The sequence below is a fragment of the Cupriavidus sp. 22TCCZM04-2 genome, from assembly GCF_057798895.1.
In genome coordinates this window covers 20,292-38,988 of sequence record NZ_JBYOJS010000005.1, presented here as the reverse complement: position 1 = coordinate 38,988, position 18,697 = coordinate 20,292, and the positions used below count along the sequence as shown (strand labels likewise).

The window sequence follows — 18,697 nt, the reverse complement described above, 5'->3', positions numbered from 1 at the left end:
TTGTGTTCCCTCTCCCCTCAGCGGGAGAGGGAGCCACCGGTCATCACGCCACGCGCTGCGCCGTCTCCGGATGGCGGAACTGCTCCAGCAGCTTTGCCCAGCGCGCACGCACAGCCTTCAGGTTGTTGTCCTTCACGTGGCCAAAGCCGCGGATATCATCCGGCAGGTTGGCCAGTGCTACGGCGGTGTCATGGTTGGCCGCATTCAAGCCAGCGGTCAGCTCATCCAGCAACGCACGGTATTCGCCGATCAGCGCGCGTTCCGTGCGGCGTTCCTCGGTGCGGCCGAAGATATCGAGCATGCCGCCACGCAGGCCCTTCATCTTTGCGAGCAAGCGGAACAGCGTCATGGTCGACGGCCCGAACTTGCGCTTGACCAGCTGGCCCTTGTCGTCGCGTTTGGCGGTGGTCGGCGGCGCCAGCCAGAAATTGAGCTGGTAGTCCTTGCCCGGCTCGCCTTCGAACTGCTCGCGCAGCTTGTCCAGGAAGACCGGGTCGGTGTACAGGCGCGCGACCTCGTACTCGTCCTTGTAGGCCATCAGCTTGGCCAGGTTGCGCGCGGCCGCTTCGGTCAGCGGCAGCGGCTTGCCGCTGCCCGCCAGCGCGCTTTCGGCCGCGCGCACGCGGTCGATGGCTTCGCGATAGGTGCGTGCGTAGGCCGCGTCCTGATAGGCGGTCAGATGCTCGACGCGTCGGACAATCAGCTTTTCCAGCAGCGCGCCCGACGCAGTCGGCAGCTTCACCACGTCCGCACCTTCGGCCGACACCTTCAGCTTGCCGGTCAGCGACAGCACATGCTCGGGGTCATGCGCCATGTGGCGGCCCCAGTCGAAGGCGGCCTTGTTCTTTTCCACGGCCACGCCGTTGAGTTCGATCGCACGCTCCAGCGCCTGCAGCGTCAGCGGAATCCATCCCTTCTGCCAGGCATAGCCGAGCACCAGCGGATTGGTATAGATGGCATCGCCCAGCAACGCCACGGCCAGTGCGCTCGCGTTGATGAAGTCGCACTGCGCGCCGACGGCGTTGCGGATGTCCTGCTCGGCCGACAGCCCCGGGAATTGCCACTTCGGGTTCTTGATGAACTCGGCGGTCGGCGTCTGCGATGTGTTGACCACCGCGCGCGTGCGGCCCTGCTGCGTCTTCGAGATGACTTCGTCGTTGGCCGAGACGATCGCGTCGCAGCCGATGACCAGGTCCGCCTCGCCCATCGCGATGCGCGTCGCATGCAGGTCTTCCGGCCGCGTCGCGACTTGGACGTGCGAAAGCACCGCGCCGCCTTTCTGCGCCAGGCCCGCCATGTCGAGCACCGTGACGCCCTTGTTCTCAAGGTGCGCGGCCATGCCGAGCAGGCCGCCGATGGTCACCACGCCCGTGCCGCCTACGCCGGTCACCAGGATGCCGTACGCGCGACGGATCTCGGGCAGCGCAGGCTCTGGCAGCGCGGGCAGGCTGTCCATCGCCACGCCGTGCTGCTCGGGCTTGCGCACCTGCGCGCCTTCGGCCGTGACAAAGCTCGGGCAGAAGCCGTTCACGCACGAGAAGTCCTTGTTGCACGACGACTGGTTGATCTGCCGCTTGGTGCCGAATTCGGTCTCCAGCGGTTCCACCGACAGGCAGTTGGACTTGACCGAGCAGTCGCCGCAGCCTTCGCAGACCGCATCGTTGATGAAGGCGCGGCGCGGCGGGTCTTCCATGATGCCGCGCTTGCGGCGGCGCCGCTTCTCGGTGGCGCAGGTCTGGTCGTAGATCAGGATCGTGCAGCCCGGGATCTCGCGCAGTTCGCGCTGGACCGTATCGAGCTGGTCGCGATGGTAGACCGTGATGCCGTCCGGCAGCTTGATCGCCGCGTTGTACTTCTCCGGCTGGTCCGTGACGATGACGACCTTCTTCGCGCCTTCGCTGTGGACCTGCCAGGCGATGTCCTGCACCGAGAGCTGGCCATCCAGTGGCTGGCCGCCGGTCATGGCCACCGCGTCGTTGTACAGGAGCTTGTAGGTGATGTTGACCCCGGCGGAGATCGACGCGCGGATGGCCAGAAGCCCCGAGTGCATGTAGGTCCCGTCGCCGAGGTTGGCGAACACATGCTTGTCGCCGGCAAACGGTGCCTGGCCGATCCACGCCACGCCTTCGCCGCCCATCTGGCTGAAGGTGCTGGTATTGCGGTCCATCCACACCGTCATGTAGTGGCAGCCGATGCCGGCCAGCGCGCGCGATCCTTCGGGCACGTTGGTCGAGGTATTGTGCGGGCAGCCGGAGCAGAACCACGGCTTGCGTTCCGCCGTCACGCGCGGCGTGGCGAGCGCCTTTTCCTTGGCCTCGATGATCGCCAGCCGCGCGGCAATGCGCGCGCGCACATCCACGGGCAGGTCGAACTTCTCCAGCCGCGTGGCGATGGCCTTGGCGATGATCGCCGGCGACAACTCGTAGTGCGCCGGCAGCAGCCAGTTGTTCTGCGGGATCGACCATTCGCCACCCGCGTTGTCCTTCTCGTCGAACTTGCCGTAGACCTTCGGGCGCACGTCGTCGCGCCAGTTGTACAGCTCTTCCTTGAGTGCGTACTCCATGATCTGGCGCTTTTCCTCGACCACCAGGATTTCCTGCAGGCCTTCGGCAAACGCGCGCGCGCCATGGGCTTCGAGCGGCCAGACGCAGCCGACCTTGTACAGGCGGATGCCGATCTGCGCGCACATGGCATCGTCCAGGCCCAGGTCGGCCAGCGCCTGGCGTGTATCCAGGTAAGCCTTGCCGCCCGTCATGATGCCGAAGCGCGCATGCGGCGAATCGATCTCGATGCGGTCGATCTGGTTGGCGCGCACATAGGCCAGGCCCGCGTACCACTTGTAGTCGAGCAGCCGCGCCTCCTGCTCCAGCGGCGGATCGGGCCAGCGGATATTGAGGCCGCCCGGCGGCAACGCGAAATCGTCGGGCAGCACGATCTGCACGCGGTGCGGATCGAGTTCCACCGATGCGGAAGACTCCACCACATCGGTGACGCACTTCATCGCCACCCACAGCCCCGAGTAGCGGCTCATGGCCCAGCCGTGCAGGCCGTAGTCGAGGTATTCCTGCACGTTCGACGGATACAGCACCGGCAGGCCGCAGGCCTTGAAGATGTGCTCCGACTGGTGCGCGAGCGTCGACGACTTGGCCGAATGGTCATCGCCCGCCAGCACCAGCACGCCGCCGTGGCGCGAAGAACCCGCGGAGTTGGCGTGCTTGAACACGTCGCCGGTACGGTCCACACCCGGCCCCTTGCCGTACCACATGCCGAACACGCCATCGAACTTCGCATCCGGATACATGTTGACCTGCTGCGAGCCCCATACCGACGTGGCGGCAAGGTCCTCGTTCAGGCCGGCCTGGAACACGATGTTGTGCGCGGCGAGATGCTTCTTGGCCTTCCACAGCGACTGGTCCAGCGCACCCAGCGGCGACCCGCGATAGCCGGAGATGAAGCCGGCCGTGTTCAGGCCGGCGGCGTGGTCGCGTTCCTGCTGCAGCATCGGCAGGCGTACCAGCGCCTGCGTGCCGCTGATGTAGATGCGGCCACGCTCCAGCGTGTATTTGTCGTCGAGGGAAACGTTAGCGAGCGCGCGGCGGATGGCGTCGCTGACCGGGGTGGTCAGGGGGGCATTCATAGGTGCTCCTCTATGGGGTGTGTGGTCGGGATCACCGACTCCTACATGCGTGGGGCAACCGACCTTAGCCTCTTGTGAAGGGTTCGGCAGGTTGTGTCTCTGCGGGGCATGGTAGCACCGCTGAAATTGCCGGGGCACCTTGCAATGCAGCAATACAGGCGCGCCCGCCGCCCGTGGTTTCCCGTATGGACAAGGCTTCGCGTGTACACTGCGTTGCATCCAACGCGGCGCCCGCATGCACTACGATGTGGCCCAAGGCGCCCCTGTGACGGACCGGCGCGCGCTTGGTCCGGTGCAACCTTCACCCGGCAACCTGGCCGGGAATCTCCTCCGAGCAGGACAGAACATGACCAACTCCCCCCGCCAGGGCACCGCGACCCTGGCCGTACTGATCGACGCCGACAACGCGGCGCCGGCCATCATCGAAGGACTGCTGGCCGAAGTCGCCAAATTTGGCGTCGCCGCCGTCAAGCGCATCTACGGCGACTGGACCAAGCCCAACCTGTCCGGCTGGAAGGATTGCCTGCTGTCGCACTCGATCCAGCCGATCCAGCAGTTCCGCTACACGGTCGGCAAGAACGCCACCGACAGCGCGATGATCATCGACGCCATGGACCTGCTGTACACCGGACGCTTCGACGGCTTCTGCCTGGTGTCGAGCGACAGCGACTTCACGCGCCTGGCTTCGCGCATCCGCGAACAGGGGCTGACGGTCTATGGCTTTGGCGAACGCAAGACGCCCAAGCCGTTCGTGACGGCGTGCGACCGGTTCATCTATTCCGACGTGCTGCGCGCCGAAACCGAGGTGGACGAGGCGGCCCCGCCGCCGCGCCGCCGCAGTACCGGCGAACTGCGCCAGGATTCGCGCCTGGTGCGGCTGCTGCAGAGCGCGTCGCAGGCGGTGTCGGATGAAGACGGCTGGTCGACGCTCGGCGGCATGGGCAACCACATCGCCAAGCAGGCGCCGGAGTTCGATTCGCGCAACTACGGCTACGGCAAGCTATCGGAACTGGTGGTCGCCACGGGCCTGTTCGAGGTCGAGACGCGCAACGGCGGCAACAACAAGACCATCTGGGTGCGCTTGAAGAAGCGCGGCAAGGGCGGCCAGGACGGCGATGGCCGCGCTGTTGCGGGCCAGCGTCAGCCGGAGAAGCAGCAAGGCCAGCCGCAGCAGCCGCAGCAGCAGCCGCAGCAATCCCAGACTGCGCCGCGGCCGGACAATCGCCGGCCGGTGGCTCAGGTGGAAGCCGTGGCGGCCCCGGTTTCCGTGCCCGAACCGGAACCTGTGGGCGCAGCTGTGGAAGCGGCTCCGGTTGCTCCGGAGGCCGTACCCGAACCTGCGCCCGCGCCGGTTGCAGAACCTCAGCCTCCGGTCGTCGCGGATGCCGTTCAGGAGGAACCGGCTGCTCCGGCCAGGAAAACCCGCAAGCGGGCGCCGCGCCGGCCTGATGTCAGCCTCAGCGAGACACCCTGGCCGATCGACCAGTCGGTTTTCGCTGCACCCGGTGATACGGTCTTGACCGCGCAGGTGCAGGAAGCGTTTGAAGGGTTTGCCGAAGCGCCGGCGGTGGTCGAAGAAGAAGCCAAGCCTGCAAGGAAGCCACGCAGGAAAGCGAAGGCCTGAACGTCAGGCGTCGTGCCCGGCATACCGGGCACGATTCATCTGACCAGCTGGTTGATCTCGATAATCGGCATCAGCACTGCCAGGACAATCAGCAGCACCACAACCCCCATCGTCAGGATCAGCAGCGGCTCAAGCAGGCTGGTGAGAAACAGCGTGCGCCGCTCCAGTTCCTGGGCTTCGCCTTGCGCGGCACGGTCGAGCATCGTTGGCAGGTTGCCGGTGGCTTCTCCGGACCGGATCAGGTGCACCAGCACCGGCGGGAACTGGTTCTGTGCCGCCAGCGCCCGCGCCAGCGATGCCCCTTCCCGCACCCGGGTGTTCGCATCCTCCACATTGGCCCGCAACGCCTCGTTGGTGAGCGTCTCGCCCGCGGCTTGCAGGGATCGCAGGATCGGCACGCCGGCCGATACCAGGATCGCCAGCGTGCCGGCGAAGCGTGCGGTGTTGTAGCCGCGGATCAGCTTGCCCAGCAGCGGCGCGGTCAGCAGCCAGCGGTGCCATTCCAGCCGCACGGCGGGCCGCCTGAGCAGGCTGCGCACGATCGCGGCGAGGATGCCGATCACGATCAGCGCCGCCCACCACCAGTTCCGCACGAAATCCGACAGCGCCAGCATGATGATCGTCAGCGTCGGCAGCTTCTGCTTGGTGTTGGCGAACACGCTGACCACCTGCGGCACCACATACGACAGCAGGAAGATGACGATGGCGAACGCCACTACCGTGACGATGGCCGGGTAAGTGAACGCCAGCCGGATCTTCGACGTCAGCGCATTGCGCGATTCGATGTAGCCGGCCAGCCGCTCCAGCACCAGGCCAAGGTGGCCGGAATGCTCGCCGGCGGATACCAGCGCGCGGTAGATGTCCGGGAAATCGCGCGGATGCTGGGCCAGCGCCACCGACAGCGCGCTGCCGCCCATCACCTCGGCGCGGATGCCGGCCAGCAATTCGTGCACGTACGGGCGCTCGGACTGGTCGGCCAGCGCGCCGAGCGCTTCGTCCAGCGGCAGGCCCGAAACGATCAGGCTGGCCAGCTGGCGCGTGAAAAGCGCCTGTTCCTGCGTGGACAGCCGGCGCGTGAACAGCTGCGTGCCGCTGCGCGGCGCCTGCCCGGCGCCGGCGAGCGGGTCGACTGTCAGCGGCGTCAGCCCGCGCGCGCGCAGTTGCGTGCGCGCCTGCCGCGGGCTGTCGGCCTCGATCACGCCGCGGTCGGTCTTGCCCCGGGCGTCGGCGGCTTCGTAGCGGAATGCGGGCATGGCGGCGTCCCGTCAGTCGCGCGTGACGCGCAGCACTTCTTCCAGCGACGTGGCGCCGCTGTCGATCCAGCGCTGCGCATCGCCGCGCATGGTCTGCATGCCGTGCGCCAGCGCGACCTGCTTGATCTCCGATTCGGGCTGCTGGCGGTGGATCATGGTGCGGATCTCATCGTCGACGGTGAGCAGTTCGTACACGCCCATGCGCCCCTGATAGCCCGAGTTGCCGCACTTGTCGCAGCCCACCGCATGCCATACATGCTGCAGTGGCTTGCCCTGTGTATGCAGGGTTTCCGCCTCACCGGCGGTGACTTCGATGACTTCCTCGCGCTTGCAATGGGGGCACAGCCGCCGTACCAGCCGCTGCGCCAGCACACCCAGCAGCGACGACGACAGCAGGAATGGCTCGATGCCCATGTCCACCAGCCGCGTGATGGCCGAGGCCGAATCATTGGTGTGCAGCGTGGCCAGCACCAGGTGGCCGGTCAGCGACGCCTGCACCGCGATCTGCGCGGTCTCCAGGTCGCGGATTTCGCCGATCATCACCACATCCGGATCCTGGCGCAGGATCGCGCGCAGGGCCTTGGCGAAGGTCATGTCGATGCGCGCGTTGACCTGGGTCTGGCCGATGCCGTCGAGGTCGTACTCGACCGGATCCTCCACCGTCATGATGTTGGTGGTGCGCGAATCCAGGCGCGACAGCGCCGCATACAGCGTGGTGGTCTTGCCCGAACCGGTCGGCCCGGTGACCAGCACGATGCCGTGCGGCTGGCGGATCAGGTCGTCGAAGCCGCCCAGCGTGCGCGGCGACATGCCGAGCTTGGCCAGGTCGAGGCGGCCCGCCTCCTTGTCCAGCAGGCGCAGCACCGCGCGTTCGCCATGGCCGGTGGGCAGCGTCGACACCCGCACGTCCACCGGACGCCCGCCCACGCGCAGCGTGATGCGGCCGTCCTGCGGCAGGCGTTTTTCGGCGATGTCGAGCTGCGCCATGATCTTGATGCGCGAGATCAGCGCGCCATGCAGCGCCTTCTTGGGCCGCACCACATCGCGCAGCGTGCCATCGACGCGGAAGCGCACCACCGACGCCGATTCGAACGGCTCGATGTGGATATCCGACGCGCCCTCGCGCGCGGCCTGCGTGAGCAGCGCGTTGATCATGCGGATGATCGGCGCATCGTCTTCGGATTCGAGCAGATCTTCCACGGCGGGAATGTCTTGCATCAGGCGCGACAGGTCGACTTCGCCTTCCACTTCGCCCACCACTTGTGCGGCGCTGCCGTCCTGGCGGTTGTAGGCATCGGACATGGCCCGCTCCAGCGCGTCGGGCTCCATCACCCTCAGGCGCAGCGCGCCATGCACGCGCGCCACTTCGGCCAGTGCCGCCGGCGAGGTCGCGCGGCTGACCCAGACTTCCAGGCCGTCAGGGCGCTGGTGCGCGATCAGTAGCGGCGCTTCGCGCGCAAAGCTGTACGGGACCAGTCGCGCCGCGATCGGTGACGGCGGCTCCTGGAGTTCGGTGACGGCTGGGGCTTCGCTTGCCATGATGGGGTTCAGTTGCCGCGTCCGGACGCCGTCCCGGCGAACGCACCGTTGCTGCCTTGCTGGGTCAGCGGCTGCGGCACGGGTTGCGGGGACTGCGGTGCTGTCTGCGGAACCGATTGCGGCACCGATTGCGGCAAGGGCAGCGGGCCCGGCACCGGGCCGGTATTGCGCGGGTCCACAAATGGCGTGGCGGGCGCATCTGCCGGCGGCAGCACCGGCGTGTTTTCGTCGCGCACCATGATGTTAGGCGAGATGAAGCTGCCCTGCTGGTTGCGCATGTAGTCGTAGCGGTCCGCCGTCAGGCGGTCGGCGGCGCCCGCCGTGCGCATTACATACGGGCGCAGGAACACCAGCAGGTTGGTCTTGGAGCGGTTCTTGTTCTCATAGCGGAACAGGCCGCCGATCCAGGGGATATCGCCGAGCACCGGCACCTTTTGCACGCCGTCGCCGTAGGAGTCTTCGATCAGCCCGCCCAGCACGATGATCTGGCCGTCGTCGACCAGCACATTGGTCTCGATCGAACGCACATTGGTGGTCGGGCCCTGCACCTGTGCCAGTGTGCCCGGCACCACCGATGACGATTCCTGGAAGATCTGCATCTTGACGCTGCCGCCGTCAGTGATCTGCGGCCGCACGCGCAGCGTGATGCCGACGTCCTTGCGGTCGAAGGTCTGGAACGGGGTGACCGAAGCCGCACCGCCGGTCTGCGCATAGGAGCCGGTCGTGATCGGGATATTCTGGCCGATCAGGATCTTCGCTTCCTCGTTTTCCATCGTGATCAGGTTCGGCGTCGACAGCAGGTTCACGCTGCCGTTGGTGCCTAGCGCGCGCAGCAGCGCGCCCAGGCCGAGCGCCTTGTTGACGACGCCCAGGTTCAGGCCGCCGAGGTCGGGCACCAGCTGCGTGGCCGCTGCAATGCCCGCAGCATGGTTGGCGTTGTAGGCGGCGCCGGCCAGGGTCAGGTTAACGATGTTCTGGCCGCCCTTGCCAAAGTTGGTGCCGGCGAAGACATTGTTGTTGCCGCTGTCCGAACGGATCAGCCCCTGCCACTGGATGCCCAGCTCGCTGGCTTGCGTGGAGGTGACTTCGACGATCATCGACTCGATGTAGACCTGCGCGCGGCGCGCGTCGAGGTCTTCGATCACGCCGCGCAGGTTCCGATAGACCGGCTCGCTGGCCGTGATGATCAGCGAGTTGGTGGAGGGGTCGGCCTGGATGATGCCGCCCGTGGTCGGCTGGGTGTTCTGGTTGAACGATGCAGCAAATGCTGAATTGCCATAGGCGCCGCCAGAACCGGAACCGCTGGTGCCGCTGGCGCGCATGCCGGTCTGGTTCGCCGTGGTGCCGCCGGTAAACTGGCTGCCGGCCGGCGTGGAAACGTTGGTCAGGCCGCCCGCGCCGGCGGCACCGGCCGCGCCGGGCTGGGTGCTGGCGGCAAAGCTGCTGTCCGCGGCGACGATGGCGCGCAGCGTCGCGGCCAGCTTGACCGCATCCGCGTTCTTGAGCGGCACGACCCAGATATTGCCGGGCCGCGCATAGGGCTGGTCGAGCTTTTCGATCAGCATGCGTGCCTGCTGCAGCCGCGCACGGCTCGACGCGCGGATCATCAGCGAGTTGCTGCGCGGTTCGGCCACCACGGTCGTGCGCAGGCTGCTGTCGACGCCCGCTGCGCCGCCCGCACCGGTCGCGGACGCTGCCGGATCGAGCAGCTTCTGCAGGACCAGCGCGGTGTCGCTGGCGATGGCGTTCTTCAGCGGTACCAGTTCGACCTCGCCGGAGGCCGGCGCGTCGATCGCGGCGATGATGCGGCCCAGACGGCGCAGGTTCTCGGCATAGTCCGTGATGACCAGCGTGTTGTTGGCCGGGTAGGCGGTGATCGTGTTATTGGGCGCGATCATCGGCCGCAGCACCGGCACCAGGTTGTTGGCCGACTCGTAGTTCAGGCGGAAGACCTGCGTCACCACCTGGTCGCCGCGCCCGCCGGCGCCGCCGGCCACGATCGGCGAGCCTTGCAGCTTGGCGTCGGCTTCGGGCACGACCTTGGTGAAGCCGTTGCTTTCCACCATCGCATAGCCCTGCATGCGCAGCACCGATCCGAGCGTCTCCAGCGCCTGGGCGCGCGAAACCGGCTGCTCGGTCACCAGGTTGACCGTGCCCTTCACGCGCGGATCGATCACGAAATTCTTGCCGGTGGCCTGGCCCACGGCCTTGACGACGGATTCGAGGTCGGCGTTGACGAAGTTGAGCACCACCTGGTCCCGGTTGCGCGGCGTGATGTCCGGGGGCGGGGGCACGCCAGCGCTGGCGGGCTGTTGCGCCCACAGCGGCGCGGGCGCCAGCAGTGAAAGCCCGCATAGCAGGACCACGGCGCGGGCACTGGCGGTGTGGAAAAAGGGTCGGGTGGCTTCGGTTTTCATGTTTGGTTCCGGTCGGCTCCTGGCGTAGGCAGGCATCAGAAGCTCAGCCTTGTCACATTGTTCTCTCTTCGTCCCAGCAGGCTCAGCAGGCTGTTCAGCGGGGTGGCGGCTTCGGGCTCGGCATGGGCCGTGCCTTCAAAGCGCGCCTGCCGGCCCAGCGTGCCGCTGCCATCGAGGTGCAGCGGACCGGCAATGGTGCTCAGCGCGAGCTTGCCATCGGCGCCGTTCCAGTCGATTTCGGCACGGTAGCTGCCCAGCGGGCGCAGCCGGCTGACCGACGACGATACTTGTTCGATGCGCAGCGTGATATGGCCGTACAGCAGTCCGCCGGCGAACTTGCCCTGCAGCGCGGACCAGTCCGCGCGCATCAGGCCGTCCGGGCGCAGCGTGTTGAACGGCGCGCCCACGCCTTCCAGCAGCGCGGCCGGCAGGCGGATGGCGCCGGACTGTGCGGTCCAGCCGCCCGGCGTGACGGTCAGTGCGACTGGCGCGGGCATGGCTTCGGTATGCGTGAGGACCAGGCGCGCACGGCCCGTCAGCAGCGGCCAGAAGGCCAGCGACCATTGCAGCCGGCCCGGCAGCACCGCCGCGGTCTGGCTGCCCGCGCCCGCCGACAGTGCCAGCGTGGCGCTGCCGTGCCAGATCGACCCGGAGGCGTCGGCGAGCAGCACCCGGCGTTGCGTCCGGGCTGCCACCGTATCGGCAATCCAGGCCGCCGGCAGCATGGCCAGCACGGTAATGCCGGCAGTGGCCAGGCCCAGCAGCAGCCAGCCGGCGCTGCGCCAGCCCGCCGGCTGGCGCAGCTTGCGTCGGGGCAGCCGCAGGGACTCCAGGCGTACCATCAGCTGCGGCCGCCCGGACCCTGCAGGGTCGCGCTGACATTGACCAGCGCGGTGGCGCCGACGTAGACGATGCGCGCATCCGTGACTTTCAGGCGCTGCTGCTGGCGCACGTCCTGCAGCCAGCCCGCCACCGCGCCGAACGGCGCCTTGTCGAGCTGTACCTGGACGCTGTTGTCGGCCCCGGCGGCCAGCCGTGTCGCCTTGAGGCCATATTTGCCGAGGCTGTCCTGCAAGGCCTGGGTAAGGGCCTCGCCGCGCAAGGCAGGCGCGGGGCTCGCGTTCAGGCCGCGAGCCTCTTGCGCAAGGGTTTGCATTTCCGCGAGTTCGGCGCGCAGCGCCGGCAGGCTGCGCGACAGTCGCGCCCGGCCATCCGCGGCGGGCTCCCACAGCACGGTATAGATGAGCACCAGTCCCAGTACCGCGGCGCCCCCCGCGAGGATGGCCTGCTCGCGCGGATTGCGCGCGGACCAGAACGCGTCGAACTGGTCGCGCCAGGCTTGCGGCACGCGCGGCTTCATGCGCGTGAACCAGGCGGCGGCGGGGCGGCGCTTCGCGGAGCCCTGTGATGTCTGTGGGCGGAGGTTGTCTTGGCTCGGGCTCATGATTCGGTTCACAGGCCTGGCTTGATGAGCCAGCGCGAGCCGGCAGGGCCGGCGGGGCGCGTGGCCACGTCCGTCTTGTCTTCTTCCATCTGCAGGCCGGCCTGCCGCACGGCGCCACGCAGCGCGGCGGTATCGGTGCCGGGCTTCAGTGTGGCAACCAGCGCGTGCCCGCGATATTCGAGCGCCTGCAGCGCATCCGGGGCGAGCTGGCGGGCCGCCTGGCCAAACCGGTCGGCCAGCGGCAGGAAGTCGTCCGGCGTGCTGCGCCCGCTGGCCAGGCGAAGCTGTTCCACCTGCCGCCGCATCTGCAGCGGGGCATCGAGGACGGTCTGGATCTGCGGGAAGGCGGTGTGCAGGGTCTGCAGCTGTGCGGCTTCCAGTCGCTGCTGTTCGTGGCGCAGCATCAGCCAGTGCACGTTCATGCCGAGCAACTGGACCAGCACGACGCCGGCAGCCAGCGCCAGCGGCAGACGCCACGCCAGCAGGTTCCAGCGATCGGCGCGACCCTGGGCAAACTCGAACTGCGCGAGGTCGAGCCCGGGTTCTTGCAGGCAGCCCTGGGCGCCGGCGATCCACAGGCGCCAGTCGGCGGCGGGAGCCTGGCGCAGCGCTGGCGCAGGTGCGCTGGCCACGGCGCTGGCGTCGCCATGCCAGTTGCCATCGGGCGCAAGCGCCTGCCATGCGGCAAGCGCGTCATTGCCAAGCAACAGGCCATAGCCTTCATGGGGACCGGTGCGTACCGTGAGTTGCCACTGGCCGCTGCCAGGCGCGGTCGAAGGCGCCAGCGTCGGCTCGACCAGGCCTTCGGGCTGGGCCAGCGAAGCGGCCGCGGCTTCGACGACCAGCGTGGCCGGCTGCGCCGGGACGCTCTCGTCGTCTCCGGCTTGCGGCGGCGTCGCCAGCGGCAGGCACATCTGTGCCGGCAGGATATGGCGGCGTCGATGGCGGTGTTCGGCAAAGGCATCAAGTACCGCGCGCAGCCAGGCCCGGTCAGCCACCATCAGCAGGCGGCGCTGCGGGCCGCGCGCGGTCCGCGCGGCGTCGGCGTCCAGCGCGGGCCCCACGCCGATGTGGCATGGCTGTGCGTCGGTGGCCAGCGCATCTTCCACCAGGTTGGGCAAGGCCTGCTTCAGGCGCGCCGGCGGCAGCGGGGGTACGGTGGCCGTGGTGAGCAGTACGTCACTGGCGGCGAGGATGAGCACCAGGCGCTCCGCGGCGGGCAGTGCAGCAATCTGGGCGTGGCCTTCGCGCAACACTTCCGGCGCCTGCGCGGCGCCCGTGCGCCGGGCGGCCGGCTTAGCCGGGTCGCGTACGAGGGCAAACGGCAGTGCGCCAAAATGCCAGGGCTGCGGTTGGTCGTGCGGCCGGTGCGGCAGGCGAACGTACAGGATGGTACTCAAGGTTTCCTAGCGTTGACGTCAGTGAGGCCGTGAGTTGGGGTGGCGTGCCGGGGCAGCGGGAGTGCCGGGGTACGGAGATGCCGACCGGCGGATACGGACTGGCGTGGCGCCGCTCGGCATGGCGCCACGGTCGCGGCAGCGCCGCAGCATACCTTGCCTGTGTGACTAATCCGCGTCAATAGCATTCTCCCCCGGTATCCCGGCCGCCAATATCGGTAGCAGCCCGCCTGGTCGCGCGCAAATCGCGGATATGGGTCATCGCAGGTCGGGCAGGCGGTCGGTGTCGTGGATCCACAGCACGCGCGTGGTGTTGGCGTTGCCCAGGACCTCGCCCCGGTAGACCAGCGAGACCTGCAGCCGGCTCGCCCGTTCATGGCGCACCAGGCCGTAGATCAGGAAATAGTGCGTGCGCACGTCCAGCATGGCGCTCAGGGTGCTGGTGTCGGCCTGCGGCGCCACGCTGGCCAGCTTGGTCTGCAGGTCGCCGACGTTATTGAAGTAGGCGCGGTCGCGCACGCGGACCAGTTCGCGCGCGCGATCCAGCGCCAGGTTGTTGATCACGGCCGACAGCACTTCGGGATCGGCCGTATTGGCGTTGACCAGGGTGCGCTCGGGCAGCACCGTGATGAACGGCTCCAGTGCGGTGACCATCTCCGGCGTGTAGCCGGGGATCGCGAGCAGGCTCTGGGCGCTGTCGGGCGGGCGCGGCACGGGCTGGCCGTCGGTGCCGCCTTGCGCGGCACGCAGCATGAAGCGGCCCGTGGTGTCGGCCAGCGACGGATTCAGGCCCACGGTCTGCAGCAGGCGGCGGTAGACCGCCAGCCCGGCCGGGTCCACCGTGGCGGCGCGGCCCCCGGTCGGCGTGGCGGTCCACAGCACCAGGTTGGTCAGGTTGAAGCGCGCCTGTGCGTCCAGGATGCGCCCGGACAGGAACGAAGTCTCGCCTGACTGGTCGGTGCGCAGCGCCGCCCCAAGGAAGTCCGACAGCCGGGTCTCGGCGATCGGCACGGCCCAGGGCTCGCCCAGCTCGTCCACGCTGCTGCGGCGCTGGTCGTCGCGCAGGATCAGCCGCGCCCAGTCCACGGCCGCGCGCTCGATCCACGTCGCCTGCGCCAGCAGGCGCTGGTTCTCGATCGAACGGATCTGCACCTGCTGGCGCCACAGCATGCCGGACACCACCACCACGGCCAGCGTGACCATCAGCAGCGCCGTGACCACGGCGGCACCGCGAGCACGGCGGCGGGGCAGGGACGGGAAGCATTGGCGCATGGTCACAGGCCCGTCATGCAGATCTTGAGGAAGTTACGCGGTGCGTCGCCGTCGCCCATGCGCGCCTGGACCGACAGCTCCACGGCCCGGACGACCGCGCTGGTCGGTGTGGGCGCCGCTACGGCGCTGGCACCGGAACTGGCATTGGCATTGGAACTGGAGGGATTGAACAGCGCGCTGCGGATGCGGCCGTTGTCCGCCAGCCAGCCCTGCGGATCGATCCATACGCGCGTGCCCAGGCTGTCCACATCTGACAGCACGCGGCGCACCTGCACGTTATTCTGGCGGCCGGCCTGGCGCAGTCCGAGCAGCGCGGACTGCACGGCGGCGCGGCTGTCGACCGGCGGGGCCGCGAGGCGGACCAGCGCGTTGCCGTCCAGCCGGTAGCTGAGCGCCTGCCACATTGGCGGCTGGTTCTCTTCGCGGCGGTCGCGCACCATCAACACCTGGCCGTTCCCGACTTCCACCGGGCTTGCCTGCAGCAGGTCCGCGCTGGCCAGGTGTTCGCAGTCGGACTGGAACTGGCCATAAAGCACCTTGAGGGCGTCAAGCCGGGCGTCATGGTCGATGAGCCGTTCGCGGCTGCGCGTCATGCTGTCCAGCGCGCGCCAGCCGATCACGGCCATGACCGCCAGCAGCGTGATGGCCACCAGCATCTCGAGCAGCGTGAAGCCGCGCCCGGCCGCCTGGCGGCGCTCAGAGCAGGTTGCGCGTTTCATTGGGGATGATGGTGACCAGCCACGCCAGGCGCACCGAGCGGTCGGCGGCGGACGGATAGACCGCGACTTCCACGCGCCGGAACACGGGATTGGGCGTGCCGGAGACGGTCTGCTCGCAATAAAGCGGCGTGCCGCCCTGCGGGCAGGCATAACCGCTGACACCGGGCTCGGGCCAGGTCTTGGTCAGGCGCAACGTGGCCAGCTGGTTCTCGGCACTGAATTCGGCCAGCATGCGCGACTGCAGCGCCGCGCTGGCATCGACCATGCTGCCCATGGCCCGCATGGCTGCGGTCAGCGCGACGGCCAGGATGGTGAGCGCCACCAGCACTTCGATCAGCGTGAAGCCGCCTGCCTCGCGGTGGCCGGGATGCGCGCGCTGCATCATGGCGCGCTGGCGAAGTAGCGGCCGCCGCCATCGCCGGCGACCTCCACGCGGATATCGCCGCGCACCAGGATCAGCCGCTGCGGCCCGTCGATCAGCTCGCGCCCGAAGACCAGGCGGAGCGGGCCGCCCGTGCCGGCGTTGCGGCCGCCTTCGGCGACGATCACCTGGTCCGGCATCAGGCGCCAATGACCCGGCGCGAACACATCGGTGCGCATGGGGACCCAGCCGTTGGGGGTGGATTCAAGGAAGCGCCAGCCGCTGGTGTTGCCTTCCCAGGCGATCGGCCGGGCGCCGAGCTGGGCTTCTTCCTGCGCCAGCTCGAACAGGCGCGCGATGCGCTGGCCGTCGTCCAGCAGGCGCCCGCGCTCATTGGGTGATGCATTGACGGCCACCAGCGAAATGACGATGCCGGCGATCACCATGACCACCAGCAGTTCCAGCAAGGTGAAGCCCCGTGGCCGGCAAGCGGCGGCGCGGCGGCGCGGGGCCGGTTTCATGCTGCGGGGGCGGCGTTATTCCCAGTTGCCGATGTCGGCGTCATTGCCGCTGCCGCCGGCCTGGCCGTCGGCACCGAAGCTGAAGACGTCGATCTCGCCGCGCACGCCAGGGTTCAGGTACTGGTACGGATGTCCCCACGGGTCCTTGGGCAGCTTCTCCAGGTAGCCGCCACCCTTCCAGTTGTTGGGCACGGGCTCGGTGGTCGGCTTGGCCACCAGCGCGGCCAGGCCCTGCTCGGTGGTCGGGTAGCGGCTGTTGTCGAGCCGGTAGAGCTTGAGCGCCTGCATGATCGACGAGATGTCCTGGCGCGCCGCCACGATGCGGGCTTCGTCGGGACGGCTCATGATCTTGGGCACCACCAGTGCCGCCAGCACCCCCAGGATCACGATCACCACCATGATTTCGATCAGGGTGAAGCCACGGCTGCCGCGGGCGCGGAGCGAACTCGAGGAGCGGGTGTTGGCGGAAAGGGGTGAGAGTCTGCGCATCGTATCTGGGCCTCTTGCTGGATCTCGGGGCGGCCCGCTGGCCGCGCGCCCGGCGTTCGACAGCCAGTATAACCGCCGGCCATGACTGTTTTTTGTGGCGTCCGATTCTCGCACGCCGTAGTCTGGTGGATGTCGTGGCATTGCGCGGCGCAACAATAACTTGCATTCCAAATACTGTTTATCTACCATGTCACCACGATGCAACTGACCCGCTTCTCCGACTACGCACTGCGGCTGCTGATGTACGTCGCGCGCGCCGACGGCAGCCGGCAAATCACCATTGCCGAGGTGGGGCAGCAGTTCGAGATCTCGCACCATCACCTCGTGAAGGTGGCGGCGCGCCTGTCGAAGCTGGGGTGGATTACCGCTACGCGCGGTCGCCATGGCGGTCTGGAACTGGGTCCGCAAGCCCAGCAACTGACCATCGGCACGATCCTGCGCGAGCTGGAAGGCCACAAGCCGGTGATCGACTGTGACAACCCGCCCTGCGCGCTGAACGGCAATTGCCGTCTGCGCCGGGCGCTGGATGTGGCAGAGCAGGCGTTCTACGGCGCACTCGACACCGTCACCCTGGCGGATGTCACCGGCAGCCAGACCGCCGAGTCGATCATCCGGCTGCATCGCGATTTTATGAGCCGGCGTACGGCCTGAACGGTACTCCCTGAGTCGTCCGTTCAGACGCCCCGCGCGCCGGCTTTGTTGTGAGTAAAAACATGCATTTAATTTGCATGAATTAAACGGAGCCTTACCTGATGTTGTCTGCTGCTTCCCGCCCCTACATTGATGCCAGCGTACCGGTGTTGCGCGAACATGGCCTCGCCATCACCACCCATTTCTACCGCGAGATGTTCGCGGACCGGCCCGAACTGACCCAGCTCTTCAACATGGGCAACCAGGCCAACGGTTCGCAGCAGCAATCGCTCGCGTCCGCGGTATTCGCCTACGCCGCCAATATCGACAACGCGAGCGCGCTCGCGCCGGTGGTCGATCGCATCGTGCACAAGCATGCGGCCGTGGGCCTGACGCCCGCGCACTATCCGATTGTCGGGAAGCACCTGCTGGGCGCCATTTCCGCCGTGCTGGGCGGCGCCGCCACGCCTGACCTGCTGGCCGCCTGGGACGAAGCCTACTGGCTGCTGGCCGGCGAACTGATCGCGGCCGAAGCGCGCCTGTACCAGAGCACGGGCCTGGCCGCCGGCGAGCGCATCGCAGTGCGCGTCGAGCGCCGCGATGTGCAGAGCGACAACGTGGTCGCGCTCACCCTGGCGGCCGTCGACGGCCAGCCGCTGCGCGATTTCCGCCCCGGCCAGTACGTCAGCGTCGAAGTCACGCTCGCCGACGGCAACCGCCAGCAACGCCAGTATTCGCTGTCCGCCGAGCGCGGGCTGCCGACGTGGCGGATCTCGGTCAAGCGCGAGGATGGCGACCATGCCACGCCGGCGGGCGCCGTGTCCAACTGGCTGCACGCCAACGCCCAGCCCGGCACCGAGCTGCGGGTGAGCGCACCGTTCGGCGAATTCGCGCCGCGCCTGGACGGCCACCGCCCGCTGGTGCTGCTGTCGGCCGGTATCGGCATCACGCCGATGCTGTCGGTGCTGCGCACGCTGGCCCTGCAGGGCTCCAGGCGTGAAATCCTTTTCGCCCATGCCGCGCGCGACGGCCGCCACCACGCGCACCGCGCCGACGTGGCGTGGGCCAGGGAGCGCCTGCCGCAACTGCGTACCCATGTCAGCTATGAACAGCCGCAGGCCGCCGACGTGGCCGGCCGCGACTACGACCATGCTGGCACCATGCCGGTTGCCGCGCTGCTGGGCGCGCCCGAGACCAGCCTGTTCGTCGATGGCGACTTCCACCTGTGCGGTCCGCTCGGCTTCATGCAGGCACAGCGTCATGCGCTGATCAGCGCCGGCGTTCCGGTCGGGCATATCCACCGCGAAGTGTTCGGCCCCGATCTGCTCGACGATCTGCTGTAAGCCGTCACAGACACGGTCATGGGCCTCTGGTACGCTTGGCGCGTTCCTTTC

General features: G+C 68.2%; 15 protein-coding genes. 3 read left to right on the top strand and 12 right to left on the bottom strand.

The window, feature by feature from the left end:
* Positions 1 to 43: 43 nt before the first annotated feature.
* Positions 44 to 3,637: an indolepyruvate ferredoxin oxidoreductase family protein gene (locus AC3FKG_RS10180; protein WP_483709702.1), complete on the bottom strand. Its 3,594-nt coding sequence runs from the start codon at positions 3,635 to 3,637 to the stop codon at positions 44 to 46.
* 346 nt (positions 3,638 to 3,983) lie between these two features.
* Here AC3FKG_RS10180 and AC3FKG_RS10175 point away from each other — a divergent pair, with 346 nt between their 5' ends.
* Positions 3,984 to 5,261, top strand: a complete 1,278-nt coding sequence (locus AC3FKG_RS10175) for an NYN domain-containing protein (protein WP_488742985.1) — start codon at positions 3,984 to 3,986, stop codon at positions 5,259 to 5,261.
* 35 nt (positions 5,262 to 5,296) lie between these two features.
* On the opposite strand, the gene gspF is transcribed toward AC3FKG_RS10175, so the two are convergent.
* The 11 genes from gspF to gspG form a co-directional block, all read right to left on the bottom strand.
* The gene (gene gspF / locus AC3FKG_RS10170; RefSeq protein ID WP_488742984.1) at positions 5,297 to 6,514 is read right to left on the bottom strand and encodes a type II secretion system inner membrane protein GspF; all 1,218 of its coding nucleotides are present in this window, start codon (positions 6,512 to 6,514) and stop codon (positions 5,297 to 5,299) included.
* A gap of 12 nt (positions 6,515 to 6,526) precedes the next feature.
* A complete protein-coding gene (gspE, locus tag AC3FKG_RS10165) occupies positions 6,527 to 8,053 on the bottom strand; it encodes a type II secretion system ATPase GspE (protein WP_483709699.1) in 1,527 nt (508 codons plus the stop codon).
* 8 nt (positions 8,054 to 8,061) lie between these two features.
* On the bottom strand, positions 8,062 to 10,470 hold the full coding sequence (gene gspD / locus AC3FKG_RS10160; RefSeq protein WP_488742983.1) for a type II secretion system secretin GspD: 2,409 nt from the start codon (positions 10,468 to 10,470) through the stop codon (positions 8,062 to 8,064).
* Between the two features lie 35 nt (positions 10,471 to 10,505).
* On the bottom strand, positions 10,506 to 11,312 hold the full coding sequence (locus AC3FKG_RS10155) for a type II secretion system protein N (protein WP_483709695.1): 807 nt from the start codon (positions 11,310 to 11,312) through the stop codon (positions 10,506 to 10,508).
* On the bottom strand, positions 11,312 to 11,914 hold the full coding sequence (locus AC3FKG_RS10150; RefSeq protein WP_483709694.1) for a type II secretion system protein M: 603 nt from the start codon (positions 11,912 to 11,914) through the stop codon (positions 11,312 to 11,314). Before AC3FKG_RS10150 ends, AC3FKG_RS10155 begins: the two co-directional genes overlap by 1 nt.
* Positions 11,915 to 11,922: 8 nt before the next feature.
* Complete coding sequence (gspL, locus tag AC3FKG_RS10145; protein WP_488742982.1) at positions 11,923 to 13,314, bottom strand: type II secretion system protein GspL; 1,392 nt, start codon at positions 13,312 to 13,314, stop codon at positions 11,923 to 11,925.
* 255 nt (positions 13,315 to 13,569) lie between these two features.
* On the bottom strand, positions 13,570 to 14,583 hold the full coding sequence (gene gspK, locus AC3FKG_RS10140) for a type II secretion system minor pseudopilin GspK (protein ID WP_483711564.1): 1,014 nt from the start codon (positions 14,581 to 14,583) through the stop codon (positions 13,570 to 13,572).
* A gap of 2 nt (positions 14,584 to 14,585) precedes the next feature.
* The gene (locus tag AC3FKG_RS10135) at positions 14,586 to 15,302 is read right to left on the bottom strand and encodes a PulJ/GspJ family protein (protein WP_483709691.1); all 717 of its coding nucleotides are present in this window, start codon (positions 15,300 to 15,302) and stop codon (positions 14,586 to 14,588) included.
* Positions 15,280 to 15,687, bottom strand: coding sequence for a type II secretion system minor pseudopilin GspI (gene gspI / locus AC3FKG_RS10130; protein WP_483709690.1), 408 nt, complete (start codon positions 15,685 to 15,687; stop codon positions 15,280 to 15,282). The genes AC3FKG_RS10135 and gspI overlap by 23 nt, the downstream gene beginning before the upstream one ends.
* Positions 15,684 to 16,184, bottom strand: coding sequence for a prepilin-type N-terminal cleavage/methylation domain-containing protein (locus tag AC3FKG_RS10125; protein WP_483709689.1), 501 nt, complete (start codon positions 16,182 to 16,184; stop codon positions 15,684 to 15,686). Before AC3FKG_RS10125 ends, gspI begins: the two co-directional genes overlap by 4 nt.
* A 15-nt stretch (positions 16,185 to 16,199) precedes the next feature.
* A complete protein-coding gene (gspG, locus tag AC3FKG_RS10120; protein ID WP_483709687.1) occupies positions 16,200 to 16,673 on the bottom strand; it encodes a type II secretion system major pseudopilin GspG in 474 nt (157 codons plus the stop codon).
* A gap of 198 nt (positions 16,674 to 16,871) precedes the next feature.
* Between gspG and AC3FKG_RS10115 the strand changes: the two genes are divergently transcribed.
* A complete protein-coding gene (locus AC3FKG_RS10115) occupies positions 16,872 to 17,324 on the top strand; it encodes an RrF2 family transcriptional regulator (protein WP_488742981.1) in 453 nt (150 codons plus the stop codon).
* A 101-nt stretch (positions 17,325 to 17,425) separates the two neighbouring features.
* Complete coding sequence (locus tag AC3FKG_RS10110; protein ID WP_483709683.1) at positions 17,426 to 18,646, top strand: globin domain-containing protein; 1,221 nt, start codon at positions 17,426 to 17,428, stop codon at positions 18,644 to 18,646.
* The last annotated feature ends 51 nt before the right edge of the window (positions 18,647 to 18,697 follow it).

Bases quoted from the DNA above. Each gene is read 5' to 3' on its own strand.
- AC3FKG_RS10180 (WP_483709702.1), bottom strand. From the start codon at position 3,637: ATGAATGCCCCCCTGACCACCCCGGTCAGCGACGCCATCCGCCGCGCG.
- AC3FKG_RS10175 (WP_488742985.1), top strand. From the start codon at position 3,984: ATGACCAACTCCCCCCGCCAGGGCACCGCGACCCTGGCCGTACTGATC.
- gspF (WP_488742984.1), bottom strand. From the start codon at position 6,514: ATGCCCGCATTCCGCTACGAAGCCGCCGACGCCCGGGGCAAGACCGAC.
- gspE (WP_483709699.1), bottom strand. From the start codon at position 8,053: ATGGCAAGCGAAGCCCCAGCCGTCACCGAACTCCAGGAGCCGCCGTCA.
- gspD (WP_488742983.1), bottom strand. From the start codon at position 10,470: ATGAAAACCGAAGCCACCCGACCCTTTTTCCACACCGCCAGTGCCCGC.
- AC3FKG_RS10155 (WP_483709695.1), bottom strand. From the start codon at position 11,312: ATGGTACGCCTGGAGTCCCTGCGGCTGCCCCGACGCAAGCTGCGCCAG.
- AC3FKG_RS10150 (WP_483709694.1), bottom strand. From the start codon at position 11,914: ATGAGCCCGAGCCAAGACAACCTCCGCCCACAGACATCACAGGGCTCC.
- gspK (WP_483711564.1), bottom strand. From the start codon at position 14,583: ATGCGCCAATGCTTCCCGTCCCTGCCCCGCCGCCGTGCTCGCGGTGCC.
- AC3FKG_RS10135 (WP_483709691.1), bottom strand. From the start codon at position 15,302: ATGAAACGCGCAACCTGCTCTGAGCGCCGCCAGGCGGCCGGGCGCGGC.
- gspI (WP_483709690.1), bottom strand. From the start codon at position 15,687: ATGATGCAGCGCGCGCATCCCGGCCACCGCGAGGCAGGCGGCTTCACG.
- AC3FKG_RS10125 (WP_483709689.1), bottom strand. From the start codon at position 16,184: ATGAAACCGGCCCCGCGCCGCCGCGCCGCCGCTTGCCGGCCACGGGGC.
- gspG (WP_483709687.1), bottom strand. From the start codon at position 16,673: ATGCGCAGACTCTCACCCCTTTCCGCCAACACCCGCTCCTCGAGTTCG.
- AC3FKG_RS10115 (WP_488742981.1), top strand. From the start codon at position 16,872: ATGCAACTGACCCGCTTCTCCGACTACGCACTGCGGCTGCTGATGTAC.
- AC3FKG_RS10110 (WP_483709683.1), top strand. From the start codon at position 17,426: ATGTTGTCTGCTGCTTCCCGCCCCTACATTGATGCCAGCGTACCGGTG.